General features: G+C 40.8%; 20 protein-coding genes and 1 pseudogene. 6 read left to right on the top strand and 15 right to left on the bottom strand.

Features of this window, described 5'->3' with window-relative positions; genetic code table 11:
- Positions 1 to 8: 8 nt before the first annotated feature.
- The 3 genes from UJ203_RS19335 to UJ203_RS19325 form a co-directional block, all read right to left on the bottom strand.
- Positions 9 to 1352 carry a sugar porter family MFS transporter gene (locus UJ203_RS19335; protein WP_322013305.1) on the bottom strand — a complete coding sequence of 448 codons (1344 nt, stop codon included), beginning with the start codon at positions 1350 to 1352 and terminating at the stop codon, positions 9 to 11.
- A gap of 83 nt (positions 1353 to 1435) precedes the next feature.
- The gene (locus tag UJ203_RS19330) at positions 1436 to 2440 is read right to left on the bottom strand and encodes a LacI family DNA-binding transcriptional regulator (protein ID WP_322013303.1); all 1005 of its coding nucleotides are present in this window, start codon (positions 2438 to 2440) and stop codon (positions 1436 to 1438) included.
- A 92-nt stretch (positions 2441 to 2532) separates the two neighbouring features.
- Entirely contained in the window at positions 2533 to 3558 is a 1026-nt protein-coding gene (locus tag UJ203_RS19325; protein WP_322013301.1) for a Gfo/Idh/MocA family oxidoreductase, read from the bottom strand.
- Between the two features lie 312 nt (positions 3559 to 3870).
- Here UJ203_RS19325 and UJ203_RS19320 point away from each other — a divergent pair.
- Positions 3871 to 4131 (top strand): annotated as a pseudogene (locus tag UJ203_RS19320) (HIT family hydrolase).
- A gap of 10 nt (positions 4132 to 4141) precedes the next feature.
- Here UJ203_RS19320 and UJ203_RS19315 read toward each other — a convergent pair.
- The 4 genes from UJ203_RS19315 to UJ203_RS19300 form a co-directional block, all read right to left on the bottom strand.
- Entirely contained in the window at positions 4142 to 4615 is a 474-nt protein-coding gene (locus tag UJ203_RS19315) for a GNAT family N-acetyltransferase (RefSeq protein WP_322013299.1), read from the bottom strand.
- Positions 4616 to 4743: 128 nt separating this feature from the next.
- Entirely contained in the window at positions 4744 to 5088 is a 345-nt protein-coding gene (locus UJ203_RS19310; protein WP_322013297.1) for a DoxX family protein, read from the bottom strand.
- Positions 5085 to 5684: a TetR/AcrR family transcriptional regulator gene (locus UJ203_RS19305; protein ID WP_322013295.1), complete on the bottom strand. Its 600-nt coding sequence runs from the start codon at positions 5682 to 5684 to the stop codon at positions 5085 to 5087. The genes UJ203_RS19310 and UJ203_RS19305 overlap by 4 nt, the downstream gene beginning before the upstream one ends.
- Before the next feature lie 159 nt (positions 5685 to 5843).
- On the bottom strand, positions 5844 to 6179 hold the full coding sequence (locus UJ203_RS19300; RefSeq protein ID WP_059291875.1) for a thioredoxin family protein: 336 nt from the start codon (positions 6177 to 6179) through the stop codon (positions 5844 to 5846).
- A gap of 328 nt (positions 6180 to 6507) precedes the next feature.
- On the opposite strand from UJ203_RS19300, the gene UJ203_RS19295 reads away from it, so the two are divergent.
- A complete protein-coding gene (locus tag UJ203_RS19295) occupies positions 6508 to 7092 on the top strand; it encodes a DUF421 domain-containing protein (RefSeq protein ID WP_322013292.1) in 585 nt (194 codons plus the stop codon).
- 30 nt (positions 7093 to 7122) lie between these two features.
- Entirely contained in the window at positions 7123 to 7284 is a 162-nt protein-coding gene (locus UJ203_RS19290; protein WP_322013290.1) for a hypothetical protein, read from the top strand.
- Positions 7285 to 7381: 97 nt separating this feature from the next.
- Here the strand turns inward: UJ203_RS19290 and UJ203_RS19285 are convergent, their stop codons facing one another.
- Positions 7382 to 7804: an Lrp/AsnC family transcriptional regulator gene (locus UJ203_RS19285; protein ID WP_322013288.1), complete on the bottom strand. Its 423-nt coding sequence runs from the start codon at positions 7802 to 7804 to the stop codon at positions 7382 to 7384.
- A gap of 285 nt (positions 7805 to 8089) precedes the next feature.
- Between UJ203_RS19285 and UJ203_RS19280 the strand changes: the two genes are divergently transcribed.
- Positions 8090 to 8851 (top strand): MBL fold metallo-hydrolase, encoded by a 762-nt coding sequence (locus UJ203_RS19280; RefSeq protein ID WP_059291877.1) that lies wholly within the window; start codon positions 8090 to 8092, stop codon positions 8849 to 8851.
- Positions 8852 to 8937: 86 nt separating this feature from the next.
- On the opposite strand, the gene UJ203_RS19275 is transcribed toward UJ203_RS19280, so the two are convergent.
- Positions 8938 to 9711 carry a GNAT family N-acetyltransferase gene (locus UJ203_RS19275; RefSeq protein WP_322013284.1) on the bottom strand — a complete coding sequence of 258 codons (774 nt, stop codon included), beginning with the start codon at positions 9709 to 9711 and terminating at the stop codon, positions 8938 to 8940.
- Positions 9712 to 9929: 218 nt separating this feature from the next.
- Positions 9930 to 11378: a PLP-dependent aminotransferase family protein gene (locus UJ203_RS19270; RefSeq protein ID WP_105991434.1), complete on the bottom strand. Its 1449-nt coding sequence runs from the start codon at positions 11376 to 11378 to the stop codon at positions 9930 to 9932.
- 133 nt (positions 11379 to 11511) lie between these two features.
- On the opposite strand from UJ203_RS19270, the gene UJ203_RS19265 reads away from it, so the two are divergent.
- Positions 11512 to 12411 carry a DMT family transporter gene (locus UJ203_RS19265; RefSeq protein ID WP_322013282.1) on the top strand — a complete coding sequence of 300 codons (900 nt, stop codon included), beginning with the start codon at positions 11512 to 11514 and terminating at the stop codon, positions 12409 to 12411.
- A gap of 199 nt (positions 12412 to 12610) precedes the next feature.
- Here the strand turns inward: UJ203_RS19265 and UJ203_RS19260 are convergent, their stop codons facing one another.
- The 4 genes from UJ203_RS19260 to UJ203_RS19245 form a co-directional block, all read right to left on the bottom strand.
- On the bottom strand, positions 12611 to 13036 hold the full coding sequence (locus UJ203_RS19260) for a MaoC family dehydratase (protein ID WP_024120353.1): 426 nt from the start codon (positions 13034 to 13036) through the stop codon (positions 12611 to 12613).
- Positions 13037 to 13557: 521 nt separating this feature from the next.
- Entirely contained in the window at positions 13558 to 14505 is a 948-nt protein-coding gene (gene manA / locus UJ203_RS19255) for a mannose-6-phosphate isomerase, class I (RefSeq protein ID WP_322013279.1), read from the bottom strand.
- 14 nt (positions 14506 to 14519) lie between these two features.
- Positions 14520 to 16460: a PTS fructose transporter subunit IIABC gene (locus UJ203_RS19250; protein WP_322013277.1), complete on the bottom strand. Its 1941-nt coding sequence runs from the start codon at positions 16458 to 16460 to the stop codon at positions 14520 to 14522.
- Positions 16461 to 16608: 148 nt separating this feature from the next.
- A complete protein-coding gene (locus UJ203_RS19245; protein WP_322013275.1) occupies positions 16609 to 18561 on the bottom strand; it encodes a BglG family transcription antiterminator in 1953 nt (650 codons plus the stop codon).
- 499 nt (positions 18562 to 19060) lie between these two features.
- On the opposite strand from UJ203_RS19245, the gene UJ203_RS19240 reads away from it, so the two are divergent.
- The gene (locus UJ203_RS19240; RefSeq protein ID WP_105955121.1) at positions 19061 to 19519 is read left to right on the top strand and encodes a GNAT family N-acetyltransferase; all 459 of its coding nucleotides are present in this window, start codon (positions 19061 to 19063) and stop codon (positions 19517 to 19519) included.
- A 109-nt stretch (positions 19520 to 19628) separates the two neighbouring features.
- Here UJ203_RS19240 and UJ203_RS19235 read toward each other — a convergent pair whose 3' ends face one another.
- On the bottom strand, positions 19629 to 20543 hold the full coding sequence (locus tag UJ203_RS19235) for a Virginiamycin B lyase (protein WP_322013273.1): 915 nt from the start codon (positions 20541 to 20543) through the stop codon (positions 19629 to 19631).
- Between the last annotated feature and the right edge of the window lie 166 nt (positions 20544 to 20709).

The raw sequence follows: 20709 nt of genomic DNA, 5'->3' as shown, positions 1-20709 counted from the left end.
TCCCCCTTTTAGAAAGATGAAACTGTATTCTTTGACATAATTTCTCCTTCAATCTGTTCCAATGATTTGCCTTTTGTCTCCGGCACATATTGATAAACAAAGAGAAAGGCAAGTACACCAATGGCGCCGTACATGAGAAATAAAGCACCTGTACCTATCAGATCTAAAAGCAGCGGGAAGGACAGCGACACTGCAATATTTGCCAGCCACAGACAGGTACTGGAAATTCCCAGCGCCGTTCCCCTGACCTGCAACGGGAAAATTTCAGCCAGCACAACCCAAACGACCATTCCCCAGCTCGCTGAATACGCTACCATAAACAAGCATAAGCAGGATAACAGCAGCCAATCGGGTGCATGAAAGAACAGCGTACTGATGCCCAAAATACCAAGTGCCAAAGACATTCCGACATTGCCGATCAGCATGAGCTTTCTTCGCCCTATCATATCAATCAGCAGCAAGCCGATAATCGTAAATAAGACATTGATAATGCCGATGCCAATGGTTCCTGCAATGGCACTGGAAGCGCCGAACCCCGCATTTTCTAAGATGGTCGGTGTATAATAAATAATCGTATTCGTGCCTATTACTTGCTGAAAGATGGCGACCCCAATACCTATAAATAAGATCGGCCTGATTGTCGGGGATAATAATGTTGATATGGAAACACGTTCCTTCGTCTTAATCTCCTTCATACTGCGGATCTCAGCATCGATTGTTCTCGGATCTCTCGTCAGAAGCAAAATATGGCGTGCTTCATCCTCACTTCTTTTCTGCAGCACCCATCGCGGGCTTTCAGGCATAAAAAACATGCCGGCCATGAGAATGAAGGAGGGAATCACTGCTAATAGGAGCATCAGATCCCACCTGCCCGAAGATGAATAAACAAAGTTTACAATATACGCCATGAGAATCCCGAAAGAATTCATCAATGTATTCAATGAAGCGATTCTGCCTCTGATCGCGGCAGGCGCCATTTCTGACAGATACAAAGGAACAATTGCCGAAGCTCCTCCAACTGCTACACCTAATTCTATTCTGAATAGTAACAATATTCCGATATTATGAGCTAAGCCTGTTCCAATGGCTCCAATTGTAAAAAGCACACCGAGCCAGATGATTGTTTTTTTCCTGCCATAGCGGTCGGAAAATCTTCCGCAAAAGGCTGCCCCGGCTAAAGCGCCAATCAGTACTCCGCTGACAACCAATCCTTCTAAAAATGGAGTCAGCTCCATGTCTTCTCTAATAAACAGCAGCGCGCCGGATATTACACCCGTATCGTACCCGAACAGCAAACCTCCTAATGCCCCGAAAAAATAAATAAGACTGATATAGGCCTTTTTGGATGTCATCAAGACACCTCCGACTGATTGTATTTAACGTTTAAGTAGGGGAGATCCCTTCGTTTAAGAGAAAGATCCCCCAAAATACAGGGTCATAACAGTGACGCCGTTGAATCCCGCACGATTAATGAAGGAGACAGCATCACGCGCTGTATCACTTTCTTTTGTTTTGAATCGGCCATGCCGTCCATCAGCAGTTCAATTGCCTTTTCTCCCATTTCTTCAGTCGGCTGTGCGATAGTCGTCAATTGGGGATCACTGATCTTTGCAAGGATGCTGTTGTCAAACCCAATTAGAGAAAGGGATGAAGGAATAGAAATATGAAGCTGCCTTGCAGCCTGCAAAACGCCTAAAGCAAGCAGCTCAGTCGTCACAAAGACAGCCGTCGGCCTATGTTTTTGATTAAGCAGCTTTAAACTGATGTCTTTACTGGCTGACAAGTCATATGGACAGTCCAGAATAGCTGATTCATCGATTTGGATTCCTGAAACCTGCAGTCCTTCTTTAAAGCCGATGACACGATTTTTGATTGATGTATTGTTAATCTTTTCTGCTATGACAGCAATGTTTGTATGCCCTAAATGGGCTAAATGGACAGCTGCCTCGTATCCCCCTTTAAAATCATCCGCCACTACAGTGTCTACAGGCAGATGCGGTATATCTCTCGACAGCATGACAACCGGCATGTAGCTTTCAATCAGCTCGCGTATCGCCTGACTGTTTTTGAGACCTGTCGCCACAATAATGCCGTCTACATGCTTTTGCTTCAGCATGGTGATATATTCTTCTTCTCTCAGCGAATTATTGTCCGTACTGCATATGATGACACTGAAGTCCTTTTTACGGCCGCTGTCCTCCACGGCTCTGGCCAGTTCGGCCATAAACGGATTGGCGATGTCAGGAATAAGCAGCCCGATGGTCTTCATCATTTTTCTCGCTGAAGTCACAACACTTGGCTGATATTGAAGCTCCTCAATCACTTTCCAAATTCTATTTTTCGTTTTTTCACTTATATTCCCGGTGTTATTAAGAACCTTTGAAACCGTAGAGATTGAAACGTTTGCTTCCTTCGCAACATCATAAATGGTTGTTTTCATAAGAAGGCCACCTTTATAAAATAGATCCTCTCTAGTATAAACGAATGCTTACCAGAATTTCTTTTTAAAAAGGCGCTTCTTCTATCAGAAACTCAAACCGTTTGCGGCACTCCGTTTTTTAGTGTAACAGGCCGCTTCGTTTTACAAGATTCTATACAAGCTGCGGCAATGGCAAGTGCTGCACGCGCATCTTCGCCTGTAACTAAGGTTGGCTTATGATTTCGAACGGCATCCACAAATGATTGTAACTCATCAACATAAGCATCAAATAATAAGTCCTGATCGTAGCGAATCGTGTTGTAGCTGACTCCGTCTTTGTTATACCTTGTCATGTTTGTATGGCGGATATCTCCGATGGTCAGCATGCCTTCAGATCCGAACACTTCTCCGCGGACATCATATCCATAAACGGCTTGGAAATTCGCTTCCGCCGTTGCAATCGCTCCGTTATCAAATTTAACCGTGACAACTGCAGTATCCAAAAATCCTTTGTCTTTAAAATCAGGTCTGACAAGCGCATCAGCCGCGGCATAGACTTCAATTGGCTTTGCATTTGGATTGAGAAAGAGTAAGGTATCAAAATCATGAATCAGCGTCTCTAAAAATATCGTCCATTGAGGAATTGAAGTCGGATCGCCGAGTGCCGGATCTCGCGTGATGGAACGCATTAACTGTGGTGTGCCGATTTTTCCTGCACGGATTTCTTCATATGCACTGCGAAAGCCTTTAGCGAAACGTCTGTTAAAACCGACCTGGAGCGGAACAGATTCTTCATTTACTGCTCTGATGACCTCATCCGCTTCTTCCAGCGTAACAGCCATCGGTTTCTCGCAAAATACAGCTTTCCCCTTCTTTGCCGCTGCAATAATGTTTGCGGCATGCGTCTTTGCTGGCGACGCAATGATGACCGCATCAATATCCGGATGCTCCAGCATGTCTAACGGATCCGTAAACGCTTTAATATTTGAGCCGAGCTTTTTTGCAAATGCTTCTGCATTCCCCGGAACCGGATCTGCAACCGCATACAAATCTGCTCCTTTCACACGGAACGCAATACTTTCTCCGTGAAAAGCTCCCATCCGTCCCGCACCTAATAGCCCAACCTGTACATTTCCCATCAGTACCACTCCCATTCTGCGAAAATAAGGAAAGTCTTTCTCTTTAATATCATTATAGAATAAAAAATAACCCCTAAAAATATTTCTAAATACGTTTAAGATAGGGAAAGTCTTTCCTAATTGGTTTCAATTGTAACCCCTTACATTTTTGAGGTCAATCTTTTTTTCTGTGTTTAAGCAGACCTCTCCTTTAGCCTGTCGATCAAGCCTGCAATGACTAAGGGTTCAGGAGAAAAAAATACCAAGGGTGTGCGGCCCCTGATCGTTCAGATGGAAACTTCTCGTAAATACAACAAAGTGAGGATGGATCATATGACTGAAGACTTTTACTGTGATGACGGTATTTAGCGGCAAAACGAAGCAAATAAGGTATTAAGAGGCAGATAACGTATTGGCTTATTGTCTTACAAACCCTTTTTATCCAGTCCATATTGTGGCTGTCCCGAAGAAACATATCTCCTCATGATTACCCTGGATGAAAAAGGTGCATGCCGTGTGATCACCACCTTAGGATCTAACCAGGACTCTAAGCATCTGCATTGGCATATTGTGTTTGGGAAACCGCTTAAATAAGCTGCTATTATCAGCACAGCTGTTTCCGCATACGTATATTGGTCATGGCATATCCCATCTTCTGATAAAGATAGACGGCTGTCTCGTTATGCGCAAACACATGGAGAGCAAGTCTTTCCGCCCCAAGCTCTCTTGCCCTTTCATCCAGCGTTTGAAGCGCCAATTGAGCCAGCCCTTTACCGCGGAAGGCTTCATACAATCCAAAGGAATAGATAAACGCTTCCTTTTGCGGATGAAGCGGATCAGCATACAGCCAGAGCCAGCCCATCCTTTCCCCTTCTTCATTTGTGATGTTCCAAAAGAAATGATTGCTGCTGTTTCGTCCATTCGGAATCATTTTCTCATATGCCTGTTCCGATTTCTCAAGCGCCTCTTTTTCCGTCCAAGTTCCCGATTGTATGTTTTGTTTCGCATAATTTTGCACGGACATCCCTCGAAATGCTTCGAACTCCTCCACAGTCATGTCTTCCAAAGTTAACGCCATCCTGTATTCCTCCTTTATGAAAAAAAAGTCCAGCTGGTGCCGGACGAATAACGTACAAATGAAGATCTATTTCTATTATTCGATAAGAGAAGGAGGTCTCCTGCAAATTGGTTTGTTAAGTGAATAGCTTATGTGGACTCCCAAATGATTATAATGATAGAAACAATCAAACAGATTATTGCGGGTATCGTCATGAGAACCGATTGGCGCGCTCGAACAATGTGTGCATGAACCGCTCCCGCCATGAGAACGACAAACAGGACGCCTGCTCCAAATGCTGCATACCGATTCCAAATTCCCGCTGTCATAGCAAATGCCCCCGCTATTTCAAGAATACCAGTAACAGTAAGAAACCATAACGGATATTGATAATGCCGCCAATGCTCCACTTGAAAGGGCACACGGAACACCTTTATGATGCCTCCCGCGAGCATAAAAGCTGCCAAACTGGCTTTCATGATCATAGATATCATCTTGCGTCACTCCCTTTTGGAAGCATCCCGTATATTAAGAGATTGACAACCTGCTCGGCGAGACTTGCCGGATCTTTGATTCCGGTTAACAAATATGAATCGGTCAAATGTTCAATCATGCCAATCAAGCATTCCGCCACGGTTTCCATTTCCAATTCGGAACGAAAATAGCCAAGGCGTTGTTCTGCTTCTAAGTTGTCTTTCAAAACCATCGCCACATCTTGTTTCAATTGTTTCGCTTCTGGGTTGAGAAAAAAACCGATCCTTGTTAAATCCTTATCCTCCGCAAGAAACTGAAAAACAGCTTCCACAGCAGAGAGCACTCTGTTTGTTACATCGTTCCCATGTAATCCGGTTTCCAGGAGAAGTGATCCTGTCAGCTTTCTTAAGCGAGAGTGGAAATCGTTGATTAACTCCTCAAAGATGGCTTCTTTACTTTGAAAGTACAGATAAAAGGAAGGCTGCGTCAGTCCGGCTCTTTTCACTATGGCACTTACCTTCGTTTCATGAAATCCCCGAATCGAAAATTCATGTGCAGCAGCTTTGAGCAATCGTTTCCGGCTCTCCTCCCCTTTACGTCCTTTTCTGCTTTTCACATCGGATCAGCCTCCACAAAAAGATACTTTTTAGTAATATTACTCATGAGTATTATTTCATGCATTTGGATTTTATGTCAATGAATTTCATATTCAGCTGCTTCCTTCATAAAAACATAACGAACATGACTTGATGCCATGTTCGTTTAGCTGCACATTTTATTCCTCATATAATTGATAAACTCTTTTTAATTTCTGTTCCAGCTGTTCAAAATGCACGAAACGCGCTTCTCTCAGAAATTCAGTACCCTCAATAAATAAAAGAAGAACAGGTACGGTGAAGACCGAAAATCTGCCGGCAACCTCCTCCACCCTGTCAGCATTTACGTGTCCTAGTTTGATATGCGGAAACTGTTCCAGCAATTCTCTGAGCTGCGGCAAAACTGCATGGCATACTGTACAGCTTGATCTTGATATATAGATAAAACTTAACTGGTGACGGTTTATAAAATTCTCTATTGCATTCAGTGATAGTAATTCAGTAACCTCTTTCATCCCATTCCTCCTGCTGATTGGTATTTACCTGCCTGAAATATACTGGACCAGCCTTGAGAATGTCCATATATCTGCTTTATTTTTATACAACCTGTCCAAAATTGTAAGACAAATCTTTCACCTGCTCTAAGCCGCTTGGAACGCGAACCGCTGTAAGGCAACTTTATCGCTGTTTATTCTCATGCGGGCAGCTTGGCAACATACAAAGTCATTCATCATGCTGAATGAACAACCAGGCTTTCGGATATATTAACGTTCAAATGGTCAAAGACGCTCTGCAGTTAGCCTCCGGCGTTATAATCCTTTACATTACTGGTCAGGTGGTAGGATGAGTTTTACTTGGGAAGCATTTGTCCTCATAATATCTGGTGTGATTTTGCTTAGAATTTCAGGAAGAAAATCAATTGCGCAAATGACCTCGGCACAAACAGTTGTCATGATTTCGATCGGAACCATCATTGTTCAGCCGATCATCGAAAACAGCCTATTAAAAACACTAGTTGCAGCTGTCATTTTTACGCTCTCACTCCTTTTTATGGAATGGATTCAGCTAAAGTCTAATTTGATTGAAAAGCTGTTAACCGGGAAAGCGACAATTATCATTGAAGATGGCCAATTACATTTAGACAATTTAAAGAGAATGAGACTGACGTTAGATCAGCTGGAAATGCAATTGAGGCTGCACGGCGTTTCTACTTTACAGGATGTCAAAAAGGCGACGTTAGAAGCAAACGGCCTATTAGGCTTAGAATTAATTGATGAAGCCAAGCCTTTAACAGTCAGGGATTTAAAAAAGATCATTCACCCCGACTTTATCAAAGAAGATGTTCAGCCCTCCCATTCAAAGAACCGAAGTTTATTTGATGAAATCGATCATGAAAATGTAAATCCCAGTCCTAAAAAGCTGCATTAAAAAAAGACGCCTGTGATTGGACGTCTTTGTGTGCCTTTTTTCATCATTGTCGGCCATTCAGTTGAACAGCTGGTGCAGCGCCTTCCTGTTCCAAAGAACTCCACAGATCCAGATGATATTCGTAATTTGTTAATCACTAATTGGAATAAGGAATGGATTCCAATTGCGGATGATTCGCCACAGTCTGATTAAATGTCTTCATCACTTCAGTATCCTTCCGCCTTATAACAAAAACCAAAGGCTGACACCCTTGGTTTTTTAGCATTTATATATTCTTACTTATGCATTTTTATTGTTGTTGCATGTTATTAATAATAATAGACAATTTATAGTTTACATGCTGATTTAAGCCTACCAAAAATTCATCCAGCAATTCGTTAGAGGGAAATCTGCATTCCAGAAGATAACAGCCATCCCCGCTGATTTTATAATTATTGATGACGTATGTCTCTTGCGTTTTGATAAAGGAAAGATAAGGCTGATGGTGCGTGCTTTTTGTATAGATATTAATCAAGGCATGGATAGAATATCCCAATTTGTCTTGATTCACTTTAATGGTATAACCCTCAATCACTCCGTTATCTTCTAATTTGGCAACCCTGGATGCAGCGGCTTGGCCCGTCAAATGAACTTTCTCTCCTAATTCTTTCATTGTAATACGGCTGTTTTTAGATAATTCTTCTATGATTTGCATATCCGTGTGATCCAACATCATACCCTATCCTTTCAAAAACAAATGAAAACATCGTATGCGCTAAGGAAATTGGCACCTATGTCCGAGTTCCAAAAACACATTCACTTTTTTAAAACCCGCGTACTATTTTGGTTGTCTCCTGCATTCTCTTCAATCAGGATGCACTCTAGCCCGTTCGATGTTCATGTGTAATAGGTTCTTTCAACATTCAAGTAAAACGGCCAAAAGACTTGATTTCATCCATGTATTTGGCGATTGGTCATAGTATAAGCTATACATATATCAAAGAAAAGGGGTTTTAATATGAACATTCAACAAATTCGTAATGCCACACTTGTTGTCGAATATGCAGGCAAAACGTTTTTAATAGATCCAATGTTAGCAGAAAAGGGCACTTATCCGCCATTCCCAAATTCACCACGACAAGACCAAAAAAATCCTTTAGTCAGCTTGCCGACATCAGTGGATCATATCATCAACAATCTTGATGCAGTCATTGTCACTCATTTGCATTTAGATCACTTTGATGATGCAGCCAAAGACATGTTGCCAAAAGACATAAAAATGTTTGTACAAAATGAAGAAGATGCGAAAGAAGTCAGAAACGCCGGTTTTCAAAATGTCGAGATTCTCACAACCGACACAGACTTTGATGGTATTCAATTAATCAAAACCAAAGGCGAACACGGCAGAGGAGACATTTTAAAACTTGCCGGTCTTGTATGCGGTGTCGTGTTCAAACACCAAAGCGAGAAAACGTTATATGTAGCCGGAGATACGGTTTGGTATGATGCGATCCAAGAAGAGATCGATACACACCAGCCAGAAATCATTGTAGTGAACGGAGGAAACAATCAATTCTTTGAGGGCGGCTCTCTCGTCATGGGGAAAGAAGATATCCATGAAACGCATCAAGCTGCCCCTCATGCAAAAATAATCGTGAGCCACATGGAAGCTGTCAACCATTGGGCATTATCCAGAGAAGAATTAAAAGGCTTTATTCATGAAAAAGGCATGTCATCTCATGTACTAGTGCCGGATGATGGCGAATCATATTCATTTTAAATGGCGAAAAGAGTTCATGTGAATAAGTATGATATTCTCCGTCAGCTTGGTGCTCAAGAAAAGGCCCTTCCTTAGAAGGGTCTTTTTTAACCTGATTTTTTAAAAAAGATGGAGTATTTGGTTGATATCTCAAATCCTAGTTTTTTTGCTAAATGAATAGATGATTTGTTGCTGACATCACAATCCCAGCTAGGGCTGACGCCGTTTTCGAGACAATCATTTATAAACTTACTCCCAGCAATATAAGCGAACCCCATTCCTCTATATTCTTCGCGTGTATAGATATCCATTTCTGCACGATCGCCGCCTAGAAATATGGAAGTGCACTCACTGACAACATAATTGTCATACATAACAGCAAATCCAAATCCGTTTTTTAAAAAATTCGAGACTGAACCCCAATACTCCTCATAATAAGCTTTTTGAAATTCAGTGCTGCTTGAAATGATATCTTCATTTATTCTTTTTAATGTAAACCCCTTTGGAAGCTGAAAAGCCTTTTTGGCAGAAATTTGTTGAGAAAACGCATATCGCATCATTTGATTCAATTCATCATGCAGTACAGTTTTTACTACGCTGTCCCATGAGCGATTGGGAGAAAACAGAGTAAATCTTTTTTGGGATTTAGCTCTCTTTTTGTATAATTCAACGATAAATTCATTAACATTTTGATTCCTTTCATCCCCTGCAACATAATAAATTCCTGAGCTGGTTCCTATCAGAAACGATTGATCATCTGCATAAACCACTCCCGGAACTGTTTGTTCTAATATTGAATAAACAAATGTCGGGCAACTTGTTTCTTTATGATGTATCAATGTTTTGGCATCACTATATTGTTCTTTTTTTATCTCCTGCAAACTGTACCCTCCTATCACTTTCTCTCTTTTATTCTACCCGTAAAAGAATTCCCCTCTTTTAAGGACACTTCTGTTTTTTAGAACAGTCAGTATGATGAGGAGATCCCTACTCCTCTGCATATTCATCTTATAATTTCTAAGAACGTATAAAAATAAAAACATACCAACATTGTTTGGTATGTTTTTTGATAGATAGGTTCTCAACATTGAATGCATATTTATTTACTGGCCAGCTCCTTAATGATCAAACTTAATTCATAAATTCCCTTTTGAAGATCTTCAAGGGATGCATAAGCGTATGACAAGCGAATATAATTGCCTTTTTCCTGAGCATAAATACTGCCAAGATTGAGAAGAATCCCTTTTGTTAAGGCTTTTTTATAAAGTAATTTCATAGATATCGAAGGCAATATTTTTAACCAGATAAAGAATCCCCCTTTTGGAATAGTCCAAACAGCTGCATTCTTCATATTGGTTTCTAAAGCGCTCGTAACAAATTGCCTTCTTATCTTTAATTGATGTCTTACCCGTTCTAAATGCCGCTGATATTGGCCAGATGTGAACCATTCCGCCGCTACTCTTTGAGACAACGAACTCGATCCGTAATCTGTCTGCATTTTAATGTCAGATAAACGTTCAATCACTGGCTCTGGCCCGACGATCCATCCAATCCTTAAGCCCGGGCTTAGCGTTTTCGATAAACTTCCTACATATAGCACATGACCGTTTTTATCTATTGTTTTAATAGGATATGGCGGAATGTCATCTATCCACAGCTCACGATATATGTCATCTTCAATAATGGGAAGCTGCGTTTTTTCGCTTACGGCAAGAATTTCTTTCCGCCGCTCTTCTGACATTAAGATACCAGTCGGATTTTGAAAACAAGGGTTTGTATATAATATGGCTCTTCCCCGTTCCCCCTTTGTCATATGAATATGGTTTGGCAAAAGCCCCTCTTTATCCATAGGAAGTCCGGTCAGATTCATTCCGGCTGATTGAAATACATGTAATGAATAAAGATAAGATGGCTGATCAAGAAAAACAGTTGATCCTCTTTGCAAAAGCCCCATTGATATAAGCTGTAAGGCTTGCAGTGCTCCTGAAACAATAAGAATGGATGAAGGTGAAGCATGAATCCCGATTGTTTTTAAATAATCACTCAATGCCTCTCTTAAAGGCAAGTATCCTTTTGGTTCCTCATATCCGAACGCCTCTATGTTTTGAGATACCTTGCCCATAATCTCTTTCATAGCAGACAAAGGAAAAATCTCTTTTGAAAGTTCTCCTTTGCTTAGCTGTATAAGATCAGAATTTGATTCTGATTTATTGATCTCTTGAACAATTCTTCGGCTTGGCTGCTGGATTCCCGAAGTTACATATTTCTCCCAATTGGGTGCGGAATTCTTAGCCAACAGTGTCCAAGTATTGTTGATGACAACTGTCCCTTTTCCCATTCTGCCTTCAATCAACCCATCTGCTATCAATTCCTCTAACGCTGTGATAACCGTGCTTCGATTTACATGAAAGTCTTTTGCAAGCGTGCGCTGGCTTGGAATCTTACTTCCAATCGGCCACTCTCCATTACCTATTTTCTCTTTTATATAATCAATGATTTGTAAGTACTTAGGAAGCTTTCTAACCGTTTTTTCTTCTGTAAAGCTCATCAAAAGCAGTCTCCTTCAACTAAAGTGGTTGGGTCAAAAATTATGTAACTGGTTGAAGCCATTTTATCAAATCTCTATTAGTATAAAACACACTAAATAACTGGTTGGTTTTTGTAAAGAAGGAGTGAAAATCATGAAAAAGAAAACTGTTCAACTCATCATATCTTACAGTCTTATGATCGGTTTGTGGGCATCAGCTTTTCCGGGAATTCGTGTAGGTCTGGAATATTACACACCCGAACACCTTGCTTTATTTCGTTTGTTAATCGGATCTATGGCATTGTTGCTTTTTGCTGTGCTGACTAACATGCGCTTACCTGACATGAAAGATATCCCTGTCATCTTATTATTAGGGTTTTTAGGTTTTGCACTCTATCACATTTTGCTTAATATCGGTGAAAAAACAGTTAGTGCCGGGATTGCAAGCTTACTCGTAACCACAGCACCAATCTTTTCCGCGGTGTTGTCTCGACTGTTTTTTGGTGAACATTTTGGTTTTTCTAAATGGATTGGCTCTATCATTAGTTTATTGGGTGTATCATTTATTTCATTAGGGACAGGAGATCATACGCTTTCAATGAAAGGAATTCTGTTCATTCTGCTGGCAGCTTTTGCAGAGAGTATTTATTTTGTTTTTCAAGCCCGTTATATAAAAAAGTATGGTTTTATTCCATTTGTAACGTTCACGATTTGGGGTGCATCCTTACCAATGCTTGTTTTTCTTCCAGGCTTATGGGGGGAGTTTGTAAACGCCTCAATGAACTCCACATTGTCTATCGTTTACTTAGGCTTATTTCCGACGGTCATCCCATACTTTGCGCTTGCATATGTAACTTTAATCGTCGGTGCTGCTGAAGCAACGATTTCACTTTATGTAACACCGGCTTTGACGTTGGTGATTTCCTGGATGTGGATAGGCGAAATGCCTTCACTTATTTCACTGCTAGGCGGAATGGTGACTGTCAGCGGGGTATGTTTCACCTACATAAAAGGAAGCAAAATAAAGATGTTAAAGGAGATGAAAAAGTTCTAATTTCCTTTCTGTTTTGATGCACGGTATCGGTACCCTGCTTCATGTCATTACATGAATGAATAAAAAAACATACCAATCGTATTTGGTATGTTTTTTCTAAGATGAGCCCTAAACATTGTTAGTCCTAAAGAAAGCATATTTTAATTATACTCTCATCGTTTGATCAATTGGTGATCAAAAACCTTTACTATTACATTATTTATTGCTTAATCAATACTGATAACTCACCTTCGAATACTTTTTCTTCTTTATGATTATAAGTAAATAACAATACAGTAAGTATTCCCGTTCCACTTTTCTTTGGTTTTTTATCCACTACCTCAACGACTGTATGCAATTCATCATCTGGATACACGGGTTTTATGAATTTAATATGATTCATCTCTGTTCCAGCAATAATATCGTCGCCATAGAACCCCTCTTCAATCCAGAGCTTAAAAGAAATGGCTAACGTTTGTATGCCAGAAGCGATGATTCCATTAAATCTGCCTTTATTCGCTTTTTCCTCGTCTACATGCATATATTGAGGGTCGAATTCTTCCGCAAACCTCATTACATTTTCTTTTGTTACCCTAAAAGACTTTGTATGAAATACTTGTCCAATCGCAAATTCATCCAACTTCATAAATACACCTCTTATCAAAATATTCTTTCATCAACTTCACATTAAAAATACTTTATCATATTTCATGTAGATCATCCTTTACATTCTTACCTATAAAACTTGTCAGATCAAATGTTCAGTTTGGGGAAAGAAACATTTGCAATAGCCAACGTGACAGCCCAAAGATGATTTTGCCCACGAAATAAAAAAAACTGCGTTTATAATAGGATAGCTTGTTTTTTACAAACAAATCATTCAGAAACACATTTCGTTTTCTTCTCTTTTGGTCCATATAAAATTGAAGCAGCTTTTATAGGTTGTCTTAAGCAACGTGATTGTTGTCTACAGTTAATCTGCTGGACATCATACTCCCAATAGCAGATAAGATAAAAGAAACCATCGAAGGGGTGTCATAGTGAGTGAATATGAAAAAAGATACCAGCTGGTATCTTTTTATATTGAAACATTCAATTAGCTCAAAATGAGTCACTTTGGTTTCTCTATATCGACTTAAAACGTGAAACTGGTCATAAAGTTTTATTTTACAGATTAGATACGATACACTCCGCATCCCCCGCGAGTTTGAATTCCCCAAACCCGTAAGACAGAAACATATGATCTCCTTTTTTAAAGTCATATGTACGCTCGCCGGAGATTATCCGGCCTTCTCCTTCGATGACGCTGACAAGAAGGAATGATTTTTGCTGTTTTAAACTTGCCGATCCTGTTAACTCCCACTTTTCCACTGAAAAATAAGGGCACTCAATCAATACGGCTATGTGCAAATCATCTGTTTGTTTATATTGAACCGTTTGCTGCTCTGGCGCAAATGGTACGTCTATCACTTCTATGCTCTTTTCCAAATGGAGCTCGCGCAAATTGCCTTCTGTATCTTTCCGGCCATAATCATACAATCTGTAGGTTGTATCGGAATTCTGCTGCGTCTCTAAAATGAGAATGCCTGTCCCAATCGCATGAACGGTGCCGCTTGGCACATAGAAGAAATCCCCCGGTTTTACCTTTACGCGGCGCAGGAGCTTGTCCCATTTTCCACCTTCTATCATCGAGATCAGTTCTTCCTTTGTTTTTGCGTTGTGGCCATAAACGATTTCTGCATCTTCTTGGCAGTCTATGATATACCAGCATTCTGTTTTTCCGAGCTCTCCTTTTTCATGCGTTTTTGCATACTCATCTTTCGGATGCACCTGAACGGATAAGTCTTGATTGGCATCCAAAATTTTCGTGAGAAGAGGGAAGCGGTCCCCCTTCAGATGTCCGAATAAATGCTGGTGATGTTCCCATAATTCGCTGAGCGTGAGCCCCTTGTATATCCCGTTTTGAACAATGCTTTGCCCATTTTGATGTGCTGCAAAAGCCCAGCATTCCGCCGTCCGTTCTGACGGGATGTCATAGCCGAAAGCAGCCAAAGCGGTGCCGCCCCAAATCTTTTCTTTGAAAACAGGCTTGAAAAATAACGGTTCAGTCATCATGAAAATCCCCCGCTTTATATGATTTCATCCAGGAGTTTGTATGCTTCTTCTTTTGTCTGGACAGAGAGCAGCCTTTCCCTATAGCTGTCATCCATCAGTTTTCGAGATAGCATTTGCAGCAGTTTCAGATGCTGGTTCCCTCCGCTATCTTTCGGTACAGCGATCATAAAGATTAACTTTGCTTCTGATCCATCAAGACTGTTCCATTCAATGCCTGATCGTTTGATTCCAAACACTACACTAGGCTTCTTGACGGCATCAGACTTCCCGTGCGGAATCGCGATATTCATGCCAATCGCCGTTGTCCCCTCTTGTTCGCGATTCATGATCGCTTCTTTAAAACCGCTCTCTGAATGCAGCATACCTGTGCGGGACAATTTTTGAATCATTTCATCGATAATGTCATCTCTGGTTTCGCCTGATAATGTTGGTTCAATAAGATCTATACTCATAATGTCTGTCAGCTTGTTAATATCCGTCTTCTCCATCTGTCTGCTTTCCGCTTCATTGTGCTGTTGCGGAACGTCATTCGATGCTGCAGCTTCATTCAGCCCGGCGGGTGAAGAAACCAGAATATCTTTTTTTAGTACATTAACTAAAAGAGCGGTGGTAAGAGATCCGGCAATCACTGCAATAAAAAACATCAGCACATGATCAACGGCGCCTAGTACTGCCACTATAGGCCCGCCGTGTGCTACTCTGTCTCCGACATTGCCGATCATAGCGATCACAGAACCAATCATAGAACCTGCCATAATCCCCGGAATGACGCGAAGCGGATCTTGTGCGGCGAATGGGATGGCTCCTTCAGTGATGCCGAAGAGACCCATGGTAAATGATGCTTTTCCCATTTCTCTTTCCGACTCCTGAAATTTTCTTTTTCCAAAAAACGTTGCAATCCCTAGGCCGATCGGCGGTATACAAATGGCGACGGCAATCGGTCCCATAATTTCATAGTTTCCTTCTCCGATCATGGCCGATCCGAACAGGAATGCCACCTTGTTTACGGGACCTCCCATATCAAATGAAATCATTGCGCCTAAAATCAATGCCAGCAGGATGGAGCTCGAACCTTTCATACCCGCCAGCCATACCGTTAAAGATTCGAAAATTTGGGCTACAGGCGCACCAATCAAAAACACAAACGCCAAACCTACCATTAGTGAAGCGAACACTGGAATAATAATAATCGGCATAATCGGCTGAATCGCTTTTGGAACCTTTAATTTTTTGATCCAAAGGGCAGCATACCCCGCCAAAAAACCGGCGATGATGCCGCCGAGAAAACCGGCGCCGCTTGCACTGCCGTAAAAGCTCCCAGTCGCTGCAATATATCCGCCGATCATTCCTGGTACAAGCCCGGGTTTATCAGCGATGCTGTACGCGATATATCCGGCCAAAATCGGGATCATGAATGAGAATGAGGCACTTCCGATCTGTTCAATCGTTTTCCAAAAAGATTCATCCGGAATGACTAAGCCCTTCGGTGTTTTCTCACCTCCAAGCGTTAATGCAACCGCTATCAATAACCCGCCGACGACGATGAATGGAACCATAAAAGAAACACCGTTCATTAAATGACGATAAATCGGATTTTGTTTTTTCTCCTGTTGATTGCCGGCTTCCGAATTTGAAGCTGAACGGTAGACCGGCACATCGCCGCTAAGTGCTTTTTGAATTAATTCTTCCGGTTTGCGGATACCATCCTGAACCCCGACAGACAACAGTTTTTTTCCTATAAACCGGTCTTTGTTTACCGAGCGGTCTGCCGCAATAATAATCGCGTCTGCTTCACGAATCTCCTCACCGGTCAGCTCATTTTCCACTCCGATTCCGCCTTGGGTCTCGACTTTCATTTGGACGCCTAATCTGTCGGCAGCTTTTTGCAGGTTTTCAGCCGCCATATATGTATGGGCAATTCCATTCGGGCATGATGTAATCGCTAACAGTTTCATACGAGTCCTCCTTTAAAGTATGAATCATAAGGCTTGTAACAACTGTATATCAAAATCATGCTTGTAAAAGCGCTGTTTTTTACCGTTAATTCCGGAAAAACCGGCATTTTTCCATATACAAAAAAAGCAGGGCATCAAAGCCCCGCTTTTAATAATTCAAATAAGATAAAAATGTCATAACATTTGTTTCTTTCGTCAGCTTATGAATGAATGCCGGCTGCTCACTCAGATATGACAGTTCATGGAACAATTGCTTTGTCATGTTTTGATCCTCGTGTTTGACAGCCAGCATAAAGACGAGCGACACTTTTTCAGCCCCCCAATCAAGCGGCTCTTTTAATGTGGCAATCGCAATGGCTGATTGTTTAATAAATTTAGAGTTTGCATGAGGAATCGCAATGCCAGCCCCAATGTTTGTCGCCGACATTTTTTCTCTCAACACAGCATGAATGGCATATTCCTTTTCCACATAGCCTTTCTCGTATAAAACCATTGCCATTTGTTCAATCAGCTTATAGCGATGAACTGACTCTTGCTGCAAAAAAACTAAGAAAGGAGTCGTATTGTTCAGCATCTTAAACGTTTTTTGTGTTTGGCGTCGCGATTCGTCAACCTGATCCATAAATGCACTTAGTTTCTTCTCATCAGAAGGCTCCAACAGCGGTGATACAACAATATGAGGAATCGGCACATGTTCCAGCGCTACCGTGGCAATGACAAGATCTATGTCCCCATGCTTTGTTGTGTAATCTGCTAAATCAGCTTTTGCAATACAGGCCTTCACAGCGATTTGATGAAATTTCCGTTCAATTTTTGTCCGCAGCAATTGTGACATTCCAATGCCCATGTGGCAGACGATGATTGCCTTTTTACGCTTCTCGCTGCTGTGGTGCAAACGTTCGACCGCAGCTTGAAAATGCAATGTCAGATAAGCGGCCTCTTCCTCAGGAATAGAAAGAGCAAACGTTTGATTGATGTCTTCCAGAACGTCAATGATCATATGAAACAGATAGGGGTACATTTTTTTTATGTCATTTAGCATTGGATTTGATACAGAAAGATCGTAATTCAGCCGGTTTAGCACTGTGTTAAGATGGATGTTCAATCCGTTGATCAAATCCTGATCACTATGAAAATCAAGCAATTTCAGCTCTGACACACGATCGATTAAATGCCGCACAACCATGGGAAGCAAGGGATTTTCCAAAACCTTTTTTTCTTCTTCCCGAGACCGAAAACGAACTTTTCCGCCGAGTATATGGAGCGTTACATACACGGCTTCTTCTCTAGGGAAGCGGATGGCAAAAACCGCTTCCAGCCGTTTTAAACATGTCATTGCCCATTGATATTCTATCTTCTTTTCTACTGCTGCCATTTCTGTTGGCGAAATCGAGATGGGCTGCTTCATTTTGATTCGGCGTATCATCAGCAATGTATGCAATAATAGATTCTCGAACGTTTCATCTGTGAAATAGATAGAATGGTGCTTTTGCAATGTTTTGAATTCATTTGACACACATATCACTTCATGACTTAAGAACTTGCTTTTGATAAATTGACTTGTAAACTCTGGGTTATCAATCAAATCAGAGATTCTGGCTAAGGCTTTTCTTTTATTTCTTTCATTTCCTTCGATCTTTAAACCGAGCCGCTGCTTTGACACCAATTTGAGATCAAACCGCTTCAGCCATTCTTCAATTTCATGTAAATCCCTTTTGATGGAAGACTTATTCAAAAAATGCTGAGCGGCAATTTCTTTTGCTGAAACATGTTTTGTGTTCATTAATAATTGATAAGCGATTTGCAGAATTCTTTCTTCATCGGACTGGTGCTTTGAGCCAAAATGTTCAGTACCTAGTTGTTGAGTTAACCGGGCCCTTTCATGTTCTTCTATATTTAAATAGACACCTAATCCTGGTTTGCGAATGAGCTGAGCAGGAGAATGTTCATGCAGATAACCTTCGATCGTTTTCAGATCATTCCTGATCGTTTTTTCAGAACACTTTACCCTGTCGGCAAAATCTTGCACGACCAAATAGTCATCAGGTTCAGATAACAACAGATACAAAATGTCTTTTTGTCTAGTATTCATGTATCTCATCTGTTTTTCTATCCTTCCTGTGTTTCACTCAAATGATGTACTAATAGTATAAGTATACTACATGAGAAACCGCTTACATTATAAAGTAAAATAAAAGCGCTAAAAGTTTCGTTTTTTACCGAAACTTCCGGAAAAATTGGATTTATGCGCAGAAAATCTACTGTTCATTCATCAAAAAGAAGAAACTCACCATGAATGAGCACCTAGTGTATTGCAAGACCTCTCATACAGGTTTACAAAAAAAAGAGCAGCTCCTCAGCTGCCGCGACAAAAATATAAAATTACAAGAATTCTTCTACCGAAAAAGTGATGTTAGATGAGCTATCAGGGCTATGAAAAGTATTTAATTAAGGTTTTTGTGCAAATTGTAAAGTAAGGGGATTAACTGCAGAACTCATTGTTCCTTATAAGACTACATGATGTGGATGAAAGCGTAACAACGTTATGGATCTGAAAATCTTCTGTCCTTTTCAGAAAAAGAGAAAAAAGGAGAATGGCTATGAGTATTGAGATAAAGGCGGTAACTGAAGAGAATCGTGAATCTATTCTGTCTCTTCATGTTCACAAAAGCCAAATATCATATATAGAATCAACCAAGCAATGTCTAGAGGATGCATCAGAATGTCAGTATTATAAACCTGCTGGACTTTATTACGAAGGAGAGTTAGTCGGTTTTGCTATGTATGGATGGTTTCCTGAGTTTGATGAAGAAAATAAAAACGGCAGAGTGTGGCTTGACCGATTTTTCATTGACGAGCGTTTTCAAGGTCAAGGATTAGGGAGCATGATGCTTGAAGCTCTTATTTATCACCTTGCTGAGCTATATACATGTAACAGAATGTATTTAAGCATTTTTGAGAACAACATTCATGCTTTGCGCCTGTATCAAAAATTCGGCTTTACATTTAACGGTGAGCTCGATTTTAATGGCGAGAAGGTCATGGTAAAAGAGCTATAAATACTTAAGCTGTTGAAAAGCTACATTGACGAGACTTCAATTCATGTAACATTATGGCGTTTCACGCAAAAGTGAAAAAGCATACTATGTTCTGTTCTTGGTATGCTTTTTAAATACTTTCAGCACTTTCTCTTGATTTCAGTAAACGCAGCTTTCCGATTTTATTGCATTCTAATGCGAACCATACACTGCCTTCTTTGTCACAGCCAATTCCGTGAGGTTCGCCATTAGAGGTTTTGATTGTATATTCTTCAAAGGCTCTCTCTTTCGTCAATCTTCCTATTTTATTTGCTCCCCATTCAGTGAACCATAAATCCGATTCGACTCCCGCAGCAATAGCATGAGGCCGGGCATTTGGTGTAGGAATATCATATTCCGTTATTTCGCCGGACATCGTGATCCTTCCTATTTTATTTCCCATTATTTCTGTAAACCAAAGGGTACCATCATTTCCGTTGGCAAGACCTACTGGCGCTGCTCCCGGTGTTGGGATTGGGTATTCCGTTATTTCTCCTGAACGGGTTATCTTGCCGATCGCATTGTTTTGGTTTTCAGTGAACCAAAGTGAGTCATCGGGCCCCAACGTAATAAAAGAAGGATATGATTCTTTATTCGGCAGTTCGTATTCATGAATCACCCCTTCTGCTGTCAATCTCCCTATGCGATTTCCATTCATTTCAGTAAACCAAATATCACCGTTAAGACCTTCAGCAATTCCATATGGCGCTGAATTTGGATGAGGTAATGGGTACTCTGTAAATACGCCCGTTTCTGAAAGCCTTCCAATTTTATCAGTCCCATTTTCAGTAAACCAAATATCACCTATTGAAGATATGGTCAAACACAGCACTCGTGCATCAGGAGTTGGAACAATGAATTCTTTGATTGTTCCATTTTGATGAAGACAACTGATTTTATTTGCTTTATGTTGAGTAAACCATACATTTCCTTCACGAGAGACCGCTATCCCATAAGGACCAGAATCCGCCTGTAACATATCTATTTCTTGCAGCTCAATATTCAAATAAATCCCTCCATTTAAGCATACCCTTATACAAAAAAAGCCCCCTATTCTCATTATACGAGACAGGAGGCAATGGAATTCCAGTACAGACTTTAACATACTGACTTGCTTGTTACCTTATTTTCTGAGCGTGAAGACAAAAACAATTTAATATAAAAATTCTGAG

The sequence above is a fragment of the Bacillus sp. V26 genome (genome assembly GCF_034296245.1).
In the GTDB taxonomy this organism is placed as follows: Bacteria; Bacillota; Bacilli; order Bacillales; family Bacillaceae; genus Bacillus; species Bacillus halotolerans.
This window is presented reverse-complemented; position numbering and strand designations above follow the sequence as displayed.